17 protein-coding genes and 1 tRNA gene are annotated in these 16,402 nt (G+C 60.8%); 12 read left to right on the top strand and 6 right to left on the bottom strand.

The features are described from left to right. The first annotated feature begins 73 nt into the window (after nucleotides 1-73). Entirely contained in the window at nucleotides 74-1,537 is a 1,464-nt protein-coding gene (locus ABRP66_RS07485) for a hypothetical protein (RefSeq protein ID WP_284783223.1), read from the top strand. 353 nt (nucleotides 1,538-1,890) lie between these two features. Beyond that, on the top strand, nucleotides 1,891-3,255 hold the full coding sequence (locus ABRP66_RS07480; RefSeq protein ID WP_284783222.1) for a CitMHS family transporter: 1,365 nt from the start codon (nucleotides 1,891-1,893) through the stop codon (nucleotides 3,253-3,255). Between the two features lie 64 nt (nucleotides 3,256-3,319). Here the strand turns inward: ABRP66_RS07480 and ABRP66_RS07475 are convergent. Both ABRP66_RS07475 and ABRP66_RS07470 read right to left on the bottom strand, forming a co-directional pair. Then, nucleotides 3,320-3,393, bottom strand: a tRNA-Pro gene (locus ABRP66_RS07475). 67 nt (nucleotides 3,394-3,460) lie between these two features. Continuing rightward, complete coding sequence (locus tag ABRP66_RS07470; protein ID WP_284770738.1) at nucleotides 3,461-4,348, bottom strand: metallophosphoesterase; 888 nt, start codon at nucleotides 4,346-4,348, stop codon at nucleotides 3,461-3,463. Between the two features lie 43 nt (nucleotides 4,349-4,391). Between ABRP66_RS07470 and ABRP66_RS07465 the strand changes: the two genes are divergently transcribed. Continuing rightward, complete coding sequence (locus tag ABRP66_RS07465; protein ID WP_284819527.1) at nucleotides 4,392-4,856, top strand: GatB/YqeY domain-containing protein; 465 nt, start codon at nucleotides 4,392-4,394, stop codon at nucleotides 4,854-4,856. Between the two features lie 3 nt (nucleotides 4,857-4,859). Here ABRP66_RS07465 and ABRP66_RS07460 read toward each other — a convergent pair whose 3' ends face one another. Then, complete coding sequence (locus tag ABRP66_RS07460) at nucleotides 4,860-7,331, bottom strand: transglycosylase domain-containing protein (RefSeq protein WP_284796623.1); 2,472 nt, start codon at nucleotides 7,329-7,331, stop codon at nucleotides 4,860-4,862. Nucleotides 7,332-7,476: 145 nt separating this feature from the next. Here ABRP66_RS07460 and ABRP66_RS07455 point away from each other — a divergent pair, with 145 nt between their 5' ends. From ABRP66_RS07455 to ABRP66_RS07440, 4 genes are all read left to right on the top strand, one after another. Beyond that, nucleotides 7,477-7,800, top strand: coding sequence for a WhiB family transcriptional regulator (locus ABRP66_RS07455; RefSeq protein WP_005276491.1), 324 nt, complete (start codon nucleotides 7,477-7,479; stop codon nucleotides 7,798-7,800). Between the two features lie 90 nt (nucleotides 7,801-7,890). Continuing rightward, a complete protein-coding gene (gene sp36, locus ABRP66_RS07450) occupies nucleotides 7,891-8,049 on the top strand; it encodes a Sp36 family protein (protein ID WP_126318073.1) in 159 nt (52 codons plus the stop codon). Next, the gene (locus tag ABRP66_RS07445) at nucleotides 8,050-8,508 is read left to right on the top strand and encodes a RidA family protein (RefSeq protein WP_284629567.1); all 459 of its coding nucleotides are present in this window, start codon (nucleotides 8,050-8,052) and stop codon (nucleotides 8,506-8,508) included. Nucleotides 8,509-8,526: 18 nt separating this feature from the next. Continuing rightward, a complete protein-coding gene (locus tag ABRP66_RS07440) occupies nucleotides 8,527-9,354 on the top strand; it encodes an MBL fold metallo-hydrolase (protein WP_284623994.1) in 828 nt (275 codons plus the stop codon). 87 nt (nucleotides 9,355-9,441) lie between these two features. Here ABRP66_RS07440 and glxR read toward each other — a convergent pair whose 3' ends face one another. Continuing rightward, a complete protein-coding gene (gene glxR / locus ABRP66_RS07435) occupies nucleotides 9,442-10,125 on the bottom strand; it encodes a CRP-like cAMP-activated global transcriptional regulator GlxR (RefSeq protein WP_005276495.1) in 684 nt (227 codons plus the stop codon). Between the two features lie 342 nt (nucleotides 10,126-10,467). On the opposite strand from glxR, the gene nth reads away from it, so the two are divergent. From nth to ABRP66_RS07415, 4 genes are all read left to right on the top strand, one after another. After that, nucleotides 10,468-11,121, top strand: coding sequence for an endonuclease III (nth, locus tag ABRP66_RS07430; protein WP_284783220.1), 654 nt, complete (start codon nucleotides 10,468-10,470; stop codon nucleotides 11,119-11,121). A 4-nt stretch (nucleotides 11,122-11,125) separates the two neighbouring features. Continuing rightward, a complete protein-coding gene (locus ABRP66_RS07425; protein WP_284770744.1) occupies nucleotides 11,126-11,716 on the top strand; it encodes a TlpA family protein disulfide reductase in 591 nt (196 codons plus the stop codon). Further along, entirely contained in the window at nucleotides 11,713-12,414 is a 702-nt protein-coding gene (locus ABRP66_RS07420; protein ID WP_349838532.1) for an NUDIX hydrolase, read from the top strand. The genes ABRP66_RS07425 and ABRP66_RS07420 overlap by 4 nt, the downstream gene beginning before the upstream one ends. Nucleotides 12,415-12,476: 62 nt before the next feature. Beyond that, nucleotides 12,477-13,673 carry a MarP family serine protease gene (locus tag ABRP66_RS07415; protein WP_005280895.1) on the top strand — a complete coding sequence of 399 codons (1,197 nt, stop codon included), beginning with the start codon at nucleotides 12,477-12,479 and terminating at the stop codon, nucleotides 13,671-13,673. A 44-nt stretch (nucleotides 13,674-13,717) separates the two neighbouring features. On the opposite strand, the gene ABRP66_RS07410 is transcribed toward ABRP66_RS07415, so the two are convergent. Continuing rightward, nucleotides 13,718-14,626, bottom strand: coding sequence for an alpha/beta fold hydrolase (locus tag ABRP66_RS07410; RefSeq protein WP_284785454.1), 909 nt, complete (start codon nucleotides 14,624-14,626; stop codon nucleotides 13,718-13,720). Between the two features lie 78 nt (nucleotides 14,627-14,704). Beyond that, nucleotides 14,705-15,208 (bottom strand): phage holin family protein, encoded by a 504-nt coding sequence (locus ABRP66_RS07405; RefSeq protein ID WP_410757377.1) that lies wholly within the window; start codon nucleotides 15,206-15,208, stop codon nucleotides 14,705-14,707. Nucleotides 15,209-15,335: 127 nt separating this feature from the next. Here ABRP66_RS07405 and ABRP66_RS07400 point away from each other — a divergent pair, with 127 nt between their 5' ends. Continuing rightward, entirely contained in the window at nucleotides 15,336-16,052 is a 717-nt protein-coding gene (locus tag ABRP66_RS07400; protein ID WP_349838531.1) for an oxidoreductase, read from the top strand. Nucleotides 16,053-16,402 lie beyond the last annotated feature (350 nt).

Raw genomic sequence — 16,402 nt, 5'->3', positions numbered from 1 at the left:
AGATTCTCTTTGTTATGCGTGGGGATCGGCGCGCCTGCGGAAAGGGAATGACCTGCAGCGATAGGTTACTAGCATGACCAAACGCCTTGCCTCGACCGCGCCCACCGCGTCCGCGAGCTCTTCGCGGTGGCGCACCTTCTTCCTGCTCGTATTGCTCGCCGTACCGCTTATCGTTGGTACCGCAGTGGCGGCCTGGGCGCAGTGGGAACCGGCGCATGCGTGGTCGAGCGCCGCGCAGCCTTATGGCGCACCGCAGGCGAATTCGGCATCGCCGGAGCTCAAGGAAGCCGCCGAGGCCGCCAGCCGCGCCCAAGCGCAGGCCAGCATCCTGAAATCCGGCGCGGATCGCCTGAACAAGGGCACAAGCGAGCTGGATAAGGGTGCCGGGGAATTAGGCGAGGGCGTCGAAAAGCTCGCCGGCGGCTCGCAAGAGCTGGTCTCGGGCCTTAACCAGCTGCAGTCCGGGACCAATACCCTCGGCGGAGGGGCGACGGAGCTGGCAAATACCGTCGGCGGGGCCGTCGACCAGGTCGTGGGCCTGGGGGCCGTCCAAGGCCAAATCTTGGAAGCCATCGATGGTACGGTGCGCGACCTGGAGGGAAATGATTCCAAGGAAGCGAAACAAGTCCGCTCCCAGCTGGGAGATCTGCGCAAGCAGGTGGAAAACTTCCGCCTCGATGAATCCCTGACCGGGGAGTTGAAAAAGCTGAAGGATGGCTCGCGCGATCTCTCCAATCAGCTGGCGGTAAGCGGTTATGCCTATCACGATGGCATCAACCAGGCTGTGGCAGGCGCGCAGCAGCTCAACCAGTCCATCGCGGAGCTCAATAGCCGCGTGGATGAGGCGCTCGATGGGGTGGGCCAGCTTGACGATGGCGCCGGCAAGCTCACCGGCATGGCCGAACAAAACCAATCGAACCTGGGGGAGGTGCAGCGCGCCCTGCCTCCCGCGCACGTGGCTGCAGAGGAAGATGCGCGCCAGCTGAGCCCGGTCATCGCCATGCTCATTTCCGCGCTCGTCCTCTTGGCTGGATCCGCGGCCGGGGTGGCGTGGAAATTGGGATTCCGCCCGTGGCTGATGGTTCTCGGCGGATCGCTGGCAGCGGTGGCCATCGGGGAGATCCTGCTCTTCGTCTTGTCCATCGGCCTTACCCCCATCGCCGCCGTGGCCGCCGGAGGAGCCCTGTTCTTGGGTGCCCTGTCCTCCGCGCTTATCGTGCGTGGCTTGCTCGAACTGTGTGGCATGACCGTGGGATCGATCCTCGCCGCGATCTTTGGCATTGGGCAGACCGCGTTGGTGGGGTGGCTGTGGAAATCCGCGGCCATCGCCGGGGTGGATAAGGTATGGCAGGTAGTAGCTAACCTTTTGCCGCTCAACTGGACAACGGCCGCCGTCACCGTGGCGGGCAACGATGGTGAGGCAGTGGTGCTGTGGACCGGCCTTGCCGTTTTGGGCGCTATCACTCTTGTAGGTCTGAGTGCAGTGAAATGGCTCGTGCCTGCCAGGGAGAACCCAAAAACAGCCGCTAAAGTCTGAAATTTAATACTTAAATGGCCAAAAGCTTGTATAAAGCTGGCAATGGTTTGCCAGCGCTATGGCTGGAATACGAGGAGTGTTATTCTTACTAGTGCTCACACCGCCTACTTAGGGGGTAGGCGAACGGCTTGCGCCGTTGTGAGTGATAGGGAATAGGGGCGACGCGGTGCTGTAGGGGCGCCGCGTCGTTTCCCGTTTTTACCCAAAGGTATATATTCACGGCGGGCCAGGGTTGATAAATGCGGCCCACGGCAGGAATGTGCGCTACCACACAGCAATGTTTAGCATTAGCCATACGTCTTTTGGCTAATGGCGTGCGCCATGCGGGCGCCAGTGACTTTTAAAGGAGCGCAATGCAGACCTCCCTAGGGCTGACCCTGATGGGACTGGCCATCATCTTTGTGACGGTGGGAATCCTCATCCGTGGCCGCGTTAATCCCATTATTCCCATGACCTTGGTGCCCGTCATCGGCGCTGTGATAGCCGGTTTTGGGGTAGAAGATATCGCGGATTTCTTTGGCGAAGGCTTAAGTTCTGTCATCAACGTCGTGGTGATGTTCATCTTCGCCATCATTTTCTTCGGCATTTTGCAGGATGTGGGGCTTTTTACCCCGGTGATCCGCAGCCTCATCAAGGCGACCCGTGGCAATGTCATGGCCGTGACTATAGGCACGGCCGCCATCGGCATCGTGGCGCACCTCGATGGATCGGGTTCCACGACCTTCCTTATTACGATTCCCGCATTGCTGCCGCTGTACCGGGCGCTGCACATGTCGCGTTATGTGCTGATTACCATCGTGGCCCTAGCCGCTTCGGTGATGAATATGGTCCCGTGGGGCGGACCACTGGGGCGTGCCGGTGCGGTGGTTGAGCAAGACCCGAACGATATCTGGCTGCACTTATTGCCCATCCAAGGTGTGGCAGTGGTCCTGATCTTCGCCATTGCCGCCCTGTTGGGATGGCGCGAAAAGAGCCGCTTAGCCAAGCTGCAGGAAAGCGGCGAGATTAAGGGCACCATCTCAGTGGACGTGAATTCCTTGGCGGATGATTTTTCCGCCAAGCAGGCTGAGGAACAACAAAAACTCGGGTTCAGGTACCGGAAATCCCGGTGGGTTACTATCGCGAATATCGTCGTTGCCTTCGCCGTGCTCGCCGCCCTGCTTTCGGGCTTGCTGCCACCGGCACCCGCGTTCCTTATTGCTACCACCATTGCCTTGGTAGTGAACTTCGACGGCGCGATGGAGCAGGGCGATGCCTTGCGGCGTCACGCCCCCAACGCCTTGTCCATGGCCGGAGTGATCATTGCAGCCGCGATGTTTTTGGGCGTGCTCAATGAGACCAAGATGCTAGAAGAAATCGCGCTGAGCCTGGTGAATATTCTCCCGGAAGGAGTGGCGCCGTATCTGCACGTCATCGTGGGATTCTTTGGGGTTCCGCTAGATCTGTTGACCTCCACGGATGCGTATTACTTCTCAGTACTGCCCATCGTGCAGGGCACGGTGGAATCCTTCGGCGTCAGCGGTATGGGCGCTGCGAGCGCCCTCATTATCGGCAACGTGGTGGGAACCTTCGTCTCCCCATTTTCGCCAGCACTGTGGCTGGCGCTGGGACTGGCGGACGGCCAGATGGGCAAGTACCTCAAGATAGCTTTCCCCATTGCATGGGTATTTTCCATCATTCTCGTCGCCATCGCATTCTTTACCGGCATGCTGGCTTAAGCGGGCCCTGGAATCCAGGGCTCTGTAGGCATGGAAAAAGCCCGCAGTTTCCTGCGGGCTACTGTCGGGATAACAGGATTTGAACCTGCGACCTCTTCGTCCCGAACGAAGCGCGCTACCAACCTGCGCCATATCCCGGTCACTGCTTAAAAGCAGTACTGAAATACCTTAACGCATGGTGAATGAGATCGACAAAACGGCAGGTCTAGTCCACCTCAGTGATCCTCAGCAGGGTGGCCGAGGGGCGGCAGAATAAACGCACCGGGGCGAATTTGGACGTGCCCAAGCCATTGGAGACGTGCATCTTCATAGGGCCGAAATCATGCAGGCCCTGTGCGCGCGGGCGGTCGATGCCGCAATTGGTCACGATGGCGCGCGACCCAGGAAGGCACACCTGTCCACCGTGGGTATGGCCAGAAAGGGAGAGCTGGTAACCATCGGCGGCGAACTTTTCGAGCACGCGCGGCTCGGGGGCGTGGAGCAGGGCAAGCGATAGATCGGCATCCTCGTGGGGCGGGCCGGCGATTTCGGAATAATCGTCCAAGTCGTGGTGCGGATCGTCCACTCCGGCCACGGCAAGGCGAACATTGCCCACCTTGAACTCGTGACGGGCCTGGTTGCCGTCGTACCAACCGTGCTCCACGAAGGCCGCGCGCATGCCGCGCCAAGGAAGGTCAACGTAGGAGGGCTCGCGCTTTTTCCCTAGCAGGTATTTGAAGGGGTTGACCGGGCGCGGCGCCCAATAATCATTGGTGCCGAACACGAAGACGCCAGGCCGGGCGAGCAGCGGGCCGAGCGCGCGCAGGGTATCGGGCACGGCCTGCTTATCGGAGAGGTTGTCGCCGGTATTGACCACGAGGTCTGGCTCCAGCGCATCGAGGGCGGAGACCCAGTCGATCTTGGTCTGCTGTCCCGGGATCATGTGCAGGTCAGAAATGTGCAGCAGGCGGAACTCTTCTTCGCCGCGCAGGGTGCCCTTGGGAAGGAGCGGAAGGGTAAATTCCTTGAGCTCGAATTTCGTGAGCTCGCTAAAGCCCCAAGCAGCAACACCTAGGCCTGCGGCGACGCCGCCAAGAATCCGTTGAAGTTTCACAGCTTCTACACTACCTGCCTTAAATGGACGTATATTGAAAGGCATGAGCGAGCTAAAAGATACTATCCGAGCAGATCTGAAAACGTCGATGAAGGCCAAGGAAAAGCAGCGCACCAGCGCCATTCGCGCGTTGCTCGCGGCAATCCAGGCCGAAGAAACCACTGGCTCCCGCCACGAGCTGGAGGATGAAGACATCCTCAAGGTCATCGCGCGCGAGATTAAAAAGCGCCGCGAGTCCGCAGAGGTCTATGAAGAAAATGGCCGCCCGGAATTGGCAGAGGCCGAGCTTGTCGATGTCCCCTTCTTCGAGGCCTACCAGCCGCGCCAGCTCGATGATGCGGAGCTTAAGGCTTTGGTAGAAGAAGCAATTGCTGAGGTAGAAAAAGAAAAAGGCGAAGCACCCACTATGAAGCAGATGGGTGCGGTCATGAAGGTTGCCAATGCAAAAGCCGCCGGCCAAGCCGACGGCAAGCGCCTTTCCGCGGAGGTAAAAGGCCAGCTTAACTAATCTTTAGCGGCCGAGGAGATTGCGGATATCGTTGCGGAAGTTATCGATATCTTCCTGGCGGATTCCAAAGTCCTCTGGGCTGAGGTTCAATCCGCCGCCGTTATTTCCTCCCCAGTTGCTCACGCCGGTAGTGTTCCCGCTGCCGGTGTTATTTTGTGCGCCGGTCGTATTCGCACTGCCTACGCCGCTGGAGGGGGATTGGGTGGCAGAGGTGCCATCGGAAAGCTGCAGGGTAATCTCGGCGCCGTCCTTCTTGCCATCCTTGCCGGTAATCGCGCGCACCACCCGGCCGTAGGGAACATCCCCGCCGACAACGCGGGAGGTTTTTACCACATAGCCCTTGGCCTCAAGGGTGCTGCGGGCCTGTGACTCGTTTTTCCCGCGCAAGCTGTCGAGCAACTTATCCCCGGTGGTGCCGTCATCGTATTTCTTGTTGTAGTTGGGCAGCCCGCCCTGGGTAGCTTGCGGCAGCTGCGATGCCATGGTGAAAAATGTCTGCGCGGGCTCCAAGCCACCAAAGAGGTTGCCGGAGCCGGTGCACTGGCGCACGGGTGAGGTACACAGCGGCTGGGTATCGGTGCCGTCGTTATAAATATAAGGAGCGGCGGCGAGCCCGTCGTTGAATCCCAAAAATGCCGAGGACTGGTTGGACTCGGTGGTACCGGTCTTGGCGGCGATGGGGGAGCTAAAGCCAGCAGCCAGGGCGGCATCCTTGGCGGTTCCCTGTGTGGCATCTTCAGACAGCGCATTGGCCAGGGCGTGGGCTACATCCTGGTCTACCGCCTGCTCGCACGGGGTTTCCTTAAGGTAGACCTCGTTGCCGTTCTTGTCCAGGACCTCGTCAATGGGATTGGGCTCGCACCACCGGCCATTGGAGGCAATCGTTGCGCCGACATTGGATAGTTCCAGCGGATTTACCGGGTTGGGGCCCAGGGTAAAGGAACCGGAATTGGCGTCCTTTGTGCGCTGCGCAATGGAAGTGTCCTTATCAAAGGTGCCCTTTTCGTCGTAGGAGCGCAGGCCGAGGCGCACCGCCATATCCACGATGGGTGCCACGCCAACCTGTTCGGTGAGCTTGATAAATGGCGTATTGGGCGAGTGTGCCAAGGCCTCTTGCAGTGTCATCGTGGCCTTATAATTGCCCGCGTTTTCCACACAGTAGCGGTTGGCGGGGCAGTTATCGGCGCCGCCGTGGCCAAGGCCTTCGGCCTCATAGCGGGTGGGCACATCCACCGTATTCTTAATACCGTAGCCAGCCTCGAGGGCGGCCGCGGCGGTAAAGGCCTTAAAAACCGAGCCGGCGCCATTGCCCACCAAGGAGTTGGGCTGCGGCAGCAGGGTCTCATTATTGTCCTGGTCCAGCCCGTACGCGCGGGAGGAAACCATAGCCAAGACCTTGCGGTCCGACGTACCCGGCTCAATAACGTCCATGACCTCGGCCACACCCTGGGCATCCGGGTTGGTATGCGATTGCACCGCGGATAGCGCCGTATCCTGCACCTGCGGGTCCAGCGTGGTTTTTACGGTGTATCCACCGTGGGCGAGCTGGTCTTGGTCGATGCCCTTTTCTTCGAGGTACTGTAGCACAAAGTCGCAGAAAAAGCCGCGATCACCTGCGCCGATGCAGCCATTGTCCAGGGTATTGGGCTGCTTGCCGACGCCCAATTCTTCCCCCTTATACTCATCCGCTTCCGCCTGCTCCAGGTAGCCGTTATCCACCATGGATTGGAGCACGACGTTGCGGCGGTCAAGCACCTCTTCCTCATTGGTAAAGGGGTTGAGGCGCTCCGAGGACTGCACCATGCCCGCGAGCATCGCCGCCTGCGGCACCGTGAGGTCCGCGGCGTGGCTATCAAAGTAGGTCCGCGCGGCGGCCTCCACGCCGTAGGCATGGTTACCAAAGGAGACCAGGTTGAGGTAATTGGTGAGGATTTCCTTCTTATCCAATTCCTCATTCATCTGGGTTGCCATGCGCATTTCGCGCAGCTTGCGGGTGGCGGACTGCTCGGTCGCCGCGGCCCGTTCTTCATCGGTCTGCGCGGAGACCAACAGGAGGTAGTTCTTGACGTACTGCTGGTCAATGGTGGACGCACCCTGGGAGACCCCGCCGGAGGTGAGGTTGGTCCACAGGGCGCGGAAATTGCCTTGGAGATCGACGCCGCCGTGTTCGTAGAAGCGCTCATCCTCAATGGAGACGATGGCGTTTTTCATCGCGTCCGAAATCTCATCGCCACTTACGGGGTGGCGGCGTTGGCTATAGACATAGGCCATATCTTTGCCCGAGGCGTCTTGCACCGTGGTGACGCCGGGGATATTGCCCGCTGTTAGATCTTGCAGGTCCGATTGCATGGTCTGGTTGGTGCGGGCGATCGCCACGCCGGAAATGCCCGCAAAGGGGGCGAGCGCGAGCGCGATGAGCGCGGCTACCAAGACCGTGGACAGGGCTATCTTGGACAAAGATTTGAAGACAGTCACCCCCAATACCCTACGTGGTCTGCCTAGCAATGGGGAAGGTGACCTGCACCCCCTAAAGTGTGACCTCGTAGACAATCTCGCGTTCTAGTGAATAGACTCAGGCCTCGGTACATAGTATTCCGTCTGGGAAGGAGAACACTCACCCATGACCGTTCGAGTGAAGACTGCGGGAATGTCCAATACAGCCCGAAATCCCGAGCGTGGTGAGTGGGTCACTCAAGCAAAGTGCCGCAATGAGGACCCGGACGCATTATTCGTGCGCGGCGCTGAACAGCGCAAAGCCGCCGTTATTTGCCGCCACTGCCCAGTATTAACGGAATGCCGGGCGGATGCCCTTGATAACCGCGTGGAATTTGGCGTGTGGGGCGGATTGACCGAGCGCCAGCGTCGCGCCCTCCTGCGCAAGAATCCCCACATCACGGACTGGGCTAATTACCTGGCTAAGGGCGGCGAACTCGTCGGTATTTAAGGCGGTCAGAGGGGTAATTGCCCGCCCGCCAGCGGTGACGCTCCGGAATAGGGGCGGCATAAGTCGTATTAAATCGCTAGAATGAAACCCATGACTAAATGGGAATACGCAACCGCACCAGTACTGACCCACGCCACCAAGCAGATTCTTGACTCTTGGGGCGAAGACGGATGGGAATTGGTCTCCATCACCCCTGGCCCGAACCCGGAGAACGTGGTGGCCTACTTCAAGCGCGAGGTGGCAGAGTAAATGAGCTTTTCCGCTCGCTTGAAAGAGCTAGGGGTGGAACTGCCGGGCGTCGCTAAGCCGCTGGCTTCTTATGTGCCAGCGCTGCGCGTGGGCAATCAGGTATGGACTTCTGGCCAGCTTCCCCTGGTGGAAGGCTCCCTGCCGGTGACCGGCAAGGTGGGCGCTGAGGTCACCACGGAACAGGCCCAAGAACAGGCCCGCACCGCCGTGCTCAATGCCTTGGCCGCTGTCGATGCAGAGATCGGGCTGGACAATATCTCCCGCGTGATCAAGATCGTTGGCTTCGTGGCGTCGGATCCCGGCTACGAGGATCAGCCAGCGGTGGTCAACGGGGCATCGGATTTCATCGGGGAGGTATTCGGCGAAGCTGGCACGCACGCTCGTTCTGCAGTCGGCGTTGCGGCCTTGCCAAAGAACGCCCCGGTGGAGATCGAATTGATCGTAGAGATCGCTGAGTGATCGGATAGGCTGGTAGGCATGGAGCACCCCGCATACAGTCAATTGCGTCCCGTAAGCCAATCCGTTGGCGTAGTTCTTTGTGATAATCCCAGCTATACCGCCCTCGAGGGCACGAATACCTGGATTATCAGTGCCGCTGAAGACTCTCGGTCGATCGTCGTGGACCCGGGGCCGGAGGATGAAGGCCACCTCAACGTTGTGCATCGTCATGCTGGTGAGGTGGCTTTAATTCTGCTTACCCACCGCCACGATGACCACGCCTCTGGCGCGCAACGGCTCCGGCAGATGACTGGCGCGCCCATCCGCGCCTTCGATCCCAGCTATTGCAATGGCGCGGAGGCGTTGCAGAAGGGTGAAATCCTGACCCTGGAAGGCATCACCCCGCAGCTGGAAGTCCTGCACACGCCGGGCCATACGGCGGACTCAACGTCCTTTTTCGTGTGGAGCGGGGAGGTAGAAAATTCCCGGCTAGAGGGCATTATCACCGGCGATACCATCGCGGGGCGCCACACCGTATTGCTTTCAGAAACGGACGGCGATTTGGCCGATTACCTGCACGCCTTGGACGTGCTGGAATCTCGCGGCAAGGATGTTCCGCTCTTCCCGGGCCACGGGCCGGATTTGGAGGATACCTCGCAGGTGGCGCGCAAGTATATTGACCGCCGCCACTACCGCTTGGATCAGATCCGGGAAATCCGCTCCCGGCTGGGTAATGACGTGGATCTGACCACCTTGGTCAATGAAATGTATGACGATGTGGATCCGGTGCTGCGCCATGCCGCAGAGCAGTCCACGCGCACCGCGTTGAAGTACCTCGACGGTACCGGCACCGGTACGGATAGCTAACGCGCTGCGTGCCAGGCCGCCGGCTTAAAACGCTTATTCCCTCCACCTTCGGTGCTATGCACGGAGGATGGAGGGAATTTTTTGGTTTTAGCGCGCGCGGCGGGCGAGGTGCTCGGTATCGACGATGAGCACGGACTTGCCCTCAAGGCGAATCCAGCCGCGGTGAGCGAAGGTAGCCAGGGCCTTGTTGACGGTCTCGCGGGAAGCGCCGACCAGCTGGGCAATCTCTTCCTGGGTGAGATCGTGGTTGACGCGCAGCGCGCTGCCTTCCTGAACGCCGAAGCGGTTAGCCAGCTGTAGCAGGGTCTTGGCAACGCGGCCGGGCACATCGGTGAAGATGAGGTCCGCCAGGTTGGCGTTGGTGCGGCGCAGGCGGCGGGCCAGCACGCGCAGCAGCTGCTGGGCGATGGCGGGGTGATCGCTCACCCACTTATCCAGCAGCTCGGAGTTCATGGTGGCGGCCTGGACCTCAGTCACGCAGACGGCGGACGAGGTGCGCGGGCCCGGATCGAAGATGGAGAGCTCGCCGAACATATCGGACGGGCCCATCACGGTCAGGAGGTTTTCGCGGCCATCCGGGGCGTGGCGGGCGAGCTTAATCTTGCCGGAGGTGATGATATACAAACGGTCACCGGGCTCGCCTTCATCGAAGATGGTGGTACCGCGCGGGAAGCGCACTGTCTCCATCTGCTCGAGAAGATTCTGCACTGCTACGGGATCAACGCCTTGGAAGATTCCGGCGCGGGAGAGGGTGTCCTGTACGCCTTCCACGTTTTACTCCTTGGATGTCGACTGCGATAAGTCACTAAAGTGCTTGGGCCACATCCTTTTGCGGGCTCCAGGGAGGCACGCTAATGCGGAACAAGCGGGGTCAATTTTTAGCGTACCCCATTTTACAGTGCAGTTCGTCACTTTTGGGTACTGCCCCTTGTTTCGTTCACATAACAGAAATGGGATCACTTACGCCCCTAGCTTTACAGCCAGCGGGTTTCCTGCTAATCCGCGAAGACAATCGCTTCCAGTTTTTCCATGAGGAGCGCAAAAAGGGCGATGCCAAGCGGAACGAAAATAACAAGTGAAATCATGTATTCCTATCCTACTAAGCTTGGCGGCATGAGTTCAGCATTGCCAAGCACCGCGGCCCCGAGCAAGAGAGCGCCCGTCATTAATGAGCGATTGGCACGCGAATATCCTGATGCCAGATGCGAGCTCGATTTTGACTCTCCCCTCCAGCTCTTGGTGGCCACGGTGCTCTCCGCGCAGTGCACGGATGCGCGCGTGAACTCGGTGACTCCTGAGCTTTTCCGCACCTATCCCACGGCGGCCGATTATGCGGCGGCCAGGCGGGAGGACCTTGAGGCAATCCTGCGACCGCTGGGGTTTCAGCGGGCGAAGGCGGGGCATCTTATGGGCATCGGCGAGCGCCTCGTTTCTGAATTCGACGGCGAGGTGCCACAGACCGTAAAGGAACTGACCTCCCTGCCTGGGGTGGGCCGCAAGACGGCGCTGGTGGTGCTGGGCGATGCCTTCGGGGTGCCCGGCCTTACCGTGGATACGCACTTTAGCCGGCTGATGCAGCGCCTGGAGCTGACGGGAGAGAAGACGCCGGTGAAGATAGAAAGGGACATCGCCAAGCTCATTGCAGAGGAACAGTGGACGATGTTTTCCCATCGCGTCATTTTTCACGGCCGGCGGGTCTGCCACGCCCGGAACCCGGAGTGTGGGGATTGCGTGGTGCGGGATCTGTGCCCGGCTGCATTAAGCTAGCGGTATGAAAAAATACGTCTTCGGCACCGTCATTGCGGCCATTGTCATCGCTGTCCTCGTGGTAGTGGGGGTCATGCAGCTGCGTGGGGATGACACCGGCGCGGGTGAATCGGCGCAGGCCCCTGGCATGGAATCGGGCGCGGCGGGTGACCAGGACGTAGCCGAGCGCCCAGATTGCCCCGCGGGGCCCATCGCCGGGGTGGATCTGGAATGCCTGGGCGGCGATGACGCAGGCGAAGGAGACAAGGCGGATGAGGGCATTACCATCGCCAACGTGTGGGCGTGGTGGTGCGAGCCGTGCCGCGCGGAATTGCCCCACCTGGACGAGGTAGCAGAATCCCACCCTGACTGGAAGGTCATTGGGGTGCACGCGGATAAAAACGCCGCCAACGGGGCCGCGTTCCTCAATGACGTGGGGGTAGACCTGCCGAGCTTCCAGGATCCGGATAATAGCTTCGCGGGCACGCTGGGCCTGCCAGGCGTGGTTCCCGTGACCGTCATTCTCCGCGATGGCGAAGTGATCAAACAGGCGGCCCAGCCGTTTACCTCTGCGGACGAGATTGAAAAGACGGTCAAGGAGGCGCTTGCCGGATGAGTAAAGTGTGGCCCGAATACACGCCCGAGTGGATAAAACCCGCGCTGGGCGTCGATACGAGTCAGGTGCAAGAGCTCATTGGTAAGCGGCAGGCCTCGCAGCTCAATGGCTCGGAGGAAGAGGTGCCCACCAAGCGGGAAGCCGCGGTGCTGATGCTGCTGAGCGGGAACAGCGTGGAGGATGGCGAAATTCTGCTCACGCACCGCTCGCTGTCCATGCGCTCGCACTCCGGCCAGATTGCTTTCCCGGGCGGCCGGCGGGATCCGGGCGATACGTCGCTGGTTGATACCGCGCTGCGGGAGGCATGGGAGGAAACCGACCTGCAGCGCCATACGGTCACGCCCTTAGAACAGTGGGAGCAGCTGCACATTCGCGCCACGGGAAATCCGGTAAGCCCGATTTTGGCCCACTGGAAGCAGCCGGGCGAGGTCTATCCCGCGAGCCCGGCGGAGACCGATGATGTGTTCTTCGTCCCGATTAGGGAGCTCATTGACCCCCGCAACCGCCTGCTGGTGGGCTTCAAGCAATGGCAAGGGCCGGCGTTTTATGCCAATGACTACGTGATTTGGGGGTTTACTGCCGGGGTGCTGGCAGCATTATTGGATCATTCTGGGTGGAGCGTACCGTGGGATAACAATTCGGTCATAGACCTGCGTGACACCCTCAAAAAGTCCCGCAATAATGAGAAGATGTCCTAATTGCCCGCGCGCTTAAGGCGCCGGGGGACGCACGAGATTTCGATAGAGAAAGAACCAAAGCCATGACTGCTGCGCTCATTGTTGACGGCCTGATTGTGCTTGCCGTGTTAGCAGCATTGCTCAGTGGTTGGCGCAATGGTGCGCTCGCCGCGGTGCTCTCCGCCATCGGCGTGGGCGCGGGCCTCGTGGTGGGCATCGCCGTAGCCCCCAGCGTATTGCGCACAGTGGACGAGCCTTCGCTGCGCCTGCTCCTGCTCGTGGGCATCCTGGTTTTGCTGGTGGGCATCGGGCAAATCATCGGTTCCTCCTTGGGCACGAGCGTGCGCGATCGCATGAAGGCGCGCAGCACCCAGCGGGTAGATTCGCTATTCGGCGCGGTCTTCCAGTCCTTCATCGCGCTTATCGTCATCTGGATGATTTCCATTCCCGTGGCCACCAATCTGGGCGGTTCCGCGGGGCAGGGGCTGCGCGATTCCCGAATCCTGAGCAACCTCAACGCGGCCGCCCCGCCGCGCCTAGCTTCCCTTCCCAATGGCGTGGCGGCGTTGCTCAATGAATCGGGCCTTCCGCCGCTGGTTTCGCCGTGGGAAAAGTCCATCAGCGGCGAGGACGTCGAGGACCCGGCACCAGACGTGCAGGACCCGGAGCTGGTGCGCAGCATCCGTCCATCCATCATTCACGTGCTTGGCGATGCCGAAGAGTGCTCCCGCCGCCTCTTGGGCTCCGGTTTTGTGGTGGCCGATGACTATGTGGTGACCAATGCCCACGTGGTGGCCGGCACCCAAACGGTGAGGCTGGATACGAAGCTAGGCCTGAAGGACGCCACGGTGGTCTATTACAACCCAGAGGTCGATATCGCCGTCTTGCGCGCGCCGGATCTGGGCATCCAACCCCTGCCGTGGGCGCAGCAGCCGGCCCAGACCGGCGACGATGCCATGGTCATGGGCTTCCCACACTCCGGCCCCTTTAACGCGGAAATGGCCCGGGTGCGCGATCGTATCACCATCGCCGGGCCAGATATCTACTCCCAAGGCAGGGTAGAGCGCGATTCCTATACGGTGCGCGGCAATATCCAACAGGGCAATTCCGGCGGCCCCCTGGTCAATACCGCGGGCGAGGTCTTGGGCGTTATCTTCGGCGCCTCAGTAGACGATTCTGAGACCGGATACGCGCTGACCGCAGACGAGGTCATCGGCCACATTGGGGATGTCACCCAATTGCAGCGCCCGGTAGAAACCGGCGAGTGCGTGGCGCACTAGCATTCGCATTAGAGATCCGCGTGGGGAATGTCTCCCCACGCGCCCTACGCGTCGAGCCAGCGGCGCAGCTCGTCGACGAACTCCTCAGGGGCCTCGAGGAAGGGCAGGTTCTTGGCACCTGGGATCGAGGTGGCGCTAAACCCCGCGCGGGCGCGCAGGGCCGCCCGCTGGATGACGGGGTTCCAAAGGCGCTGTTGGGCGTGGATGAAAAGGACGGGGCGCTTGACGGCTAATTCGGACCAGTTCAAGGGCACCACGGCGGTGCGCATCCGGTGATTCCACAGGATTCCGCGGCGCACCTTGCCAATCTGGGAGGCGCGCAGGCGCAGGGCAAGGATGGACTCTAGGGTGGCATCGGCAAGCGCGGGCCCCGTATCCAGGCTGAGCTCCTTGCGGTAGGCCCGGGGGCTGAGCAGCAGGGTATTCGCGCGGGTGACCTTTGGTAGGTGGCAGAGGAGGGAACGCAGGATCATCCACCCAAAGTCCCAAGGGCGCGCGGCGATGGCGCGGCGGATATCAACTGGGTGCGCGGCCGAGACCGAAACCAAGCCGCGCACGCGATTGGGACGCTCGGCGGCCAGGCACCAGGCCACCGCGCCACCGGTATCGGCGCCGACGATATAGGCATCATCGTGGCCCAATGCCTGGATGAGGCCATCCAGATCCCCGACCAAGGTGCGGATATCCTGGCCGGGATCGATGGGCGGCTTATCGGACATGCCAAAGCCGCGCATATCCACCGCGGCGACGTGGTACCCGCTCTGGGCGAGGGGCCCAATGACCTCCTGGAAATCGAACCAGCCGCCGAATGCGCCGTGAATAAAAACAACGAGGGGATCGGCGCTATCGCCCGCTATGGCCACGTGCAGGCGGATGCCCCGGGTGTGGACAAACTCGTGCGCAAAGGGTCCTTCCAGCTCAACCGTGGAGGGGGGAAGTGGTGCAAAGGCCATGGAGGACAAGGCGCCTTTCTATGTGTACAGAAAATCCGCCCCAGGAAAGGCTGAGGCGGATCTAATGGTGCGTGCGGTTTAGGTGTACAGGCCGTGAGTGTCCTTCCGGTCCAGCGACTTCTGCGCCTTACCCGGAATCAGGTTCTTGAGTTCCTTGGTGGAATCTATGGTCTTCTGCGGGGCCTTAACCTTTTTGACATTCTTAACGCCGAGCAGAGCGAGGACACCGGCCGCCACGATCATCACGAGGAAGACGATCAAGAAGGCAGCCCAGCGCTCCAGCCAGAGGGCGAGGAGCTCAGCGAGGAAGAAGAAAAAGAAGAAAGAGCTGTACAGCGCGATGGTACCGGCTGCACCGAAGAAGCCGGCGCCGATGCCGCCCTTCTTGGCGGACTGCGCCAGCTCCGTCTTGGCCAGCTCTACCTCAGAGCGCACGAGCTGGGACATCTGCTCGGTGGCATTGGAGACCAACTTGCCGATGGAGGTTTCGGAGGACGATGCATCTACATCGCTCAAAGGAATCGAATTAACCTTTGGTGCGAATTGATCGGTGCCGTCAGTAAATAGTCCATCGTTGCTCACGATTAATTCTCCTCGTTTTTCATCTAAACCTTGTAACGGCCCCAATGATAATAGAAACAGTGCGGTTTTATGGTGCCGCGCCAGTCACAGGGGGTCTTCGGGGCTCGGGGCGTCTAGGGCTATCCTAATGTATATGCCAGAAAATGACGCGTTATCCCCGCTATTTCGCCTCCCGGGGGTGAAAGAAGGTGCGGAAAAAGCAGCGGCGGCCATCGCGCGCGCCCACCGCAGGCCGGCCGGGCTGCGCAGGTATGAGGTCATCTCCGCGGAGTCCTTGATGCGCGGGGCGCGCGCCAGCGTGGCCTTGGATGGGCACGCCATCCCCCCGCACCCTGGCCCGGGCGATGTGGAAAGTGGTCCGCTCGCAGGCGCGGTCAGCGCGTATTCCGTAGCAGCGCCTGAGGTGGTGGATTCTACTGTCCGTTCCTTTGCCCGCGCGCCGCTGCAGGTGCTCGCGCGCATCGACGTCGCCGCCGGCGGAAACGGGATTCCCAGCGGCGATAGCGCGCGCTTGCAGGGCTTAGCGCGTCTGATTGCGCAGGGCAGTGGCCCCGCATTCCGCGACCTTTTGCCGAGCGTCGTGCATGCCGAAATCGCGGCCGGTGAATTCTTTGGCCCGCGCAGCGGCGTGGTGGCGCGGATTGCCGCCCGCCTGGCCGCCATACACACCGGCTTCGATCCCCGCGGGTTCGCCGTGCCAGAGGTGTATTTCCACCGCCAATCCAAGGCCTACCGCGAGTGCCGCGCGAATTACCGCGACAAGCCTGGTGAGGTGGTGCTTTTTCACCTTTCCGCCTGGGAGGTAGGTGGCAAAGAAGCCGATGCCATCGCCCGCGCCGCTTAACCGTACGCCCGTCCCCGGTAGGCAGTGAACATCCATTCGGTGCAGGTCAGGGCCGTGCAGGTAGATAGTTTTTCTTAGCTGTTGTGATCGGGTAATGAACGTGTCATAATAATCGGTGCAAGGCCCCGATGTACTGTGCGGCCTGCCCCGGCTCGCCCCCCGAGGCCGGGTTACTGACGGCCCGCGCGTACCCCCCGATGCGCGGGCCGTCACCTATATCTACGGTTATCCACAAGACTTTGTTGAAAATGTAACTAACCGAGCGCTAAGTGGTAGCTTTCGCGCATTTATCCACAGGCGGGAAGTTCCATCCCTAGTGCAGGTGGCGCGGGTGCTTCAGGCTAGGGGGC

Source organism: Corynebacterium sp. KPL2680 (assembly GCF_040225675.1).
GTDB classification, from domain to species: Bacteria; Actinomycetota; Actinomycetes; order Mycobacteriales; family Mycobacteriaceae; genus Corynebacterium; species Corynebacterium rhinophilum.
Note: the sequence above shows the minus strand (reverse complement) of the source record. Positions and strands in the feature narration are given on the sequence as shown.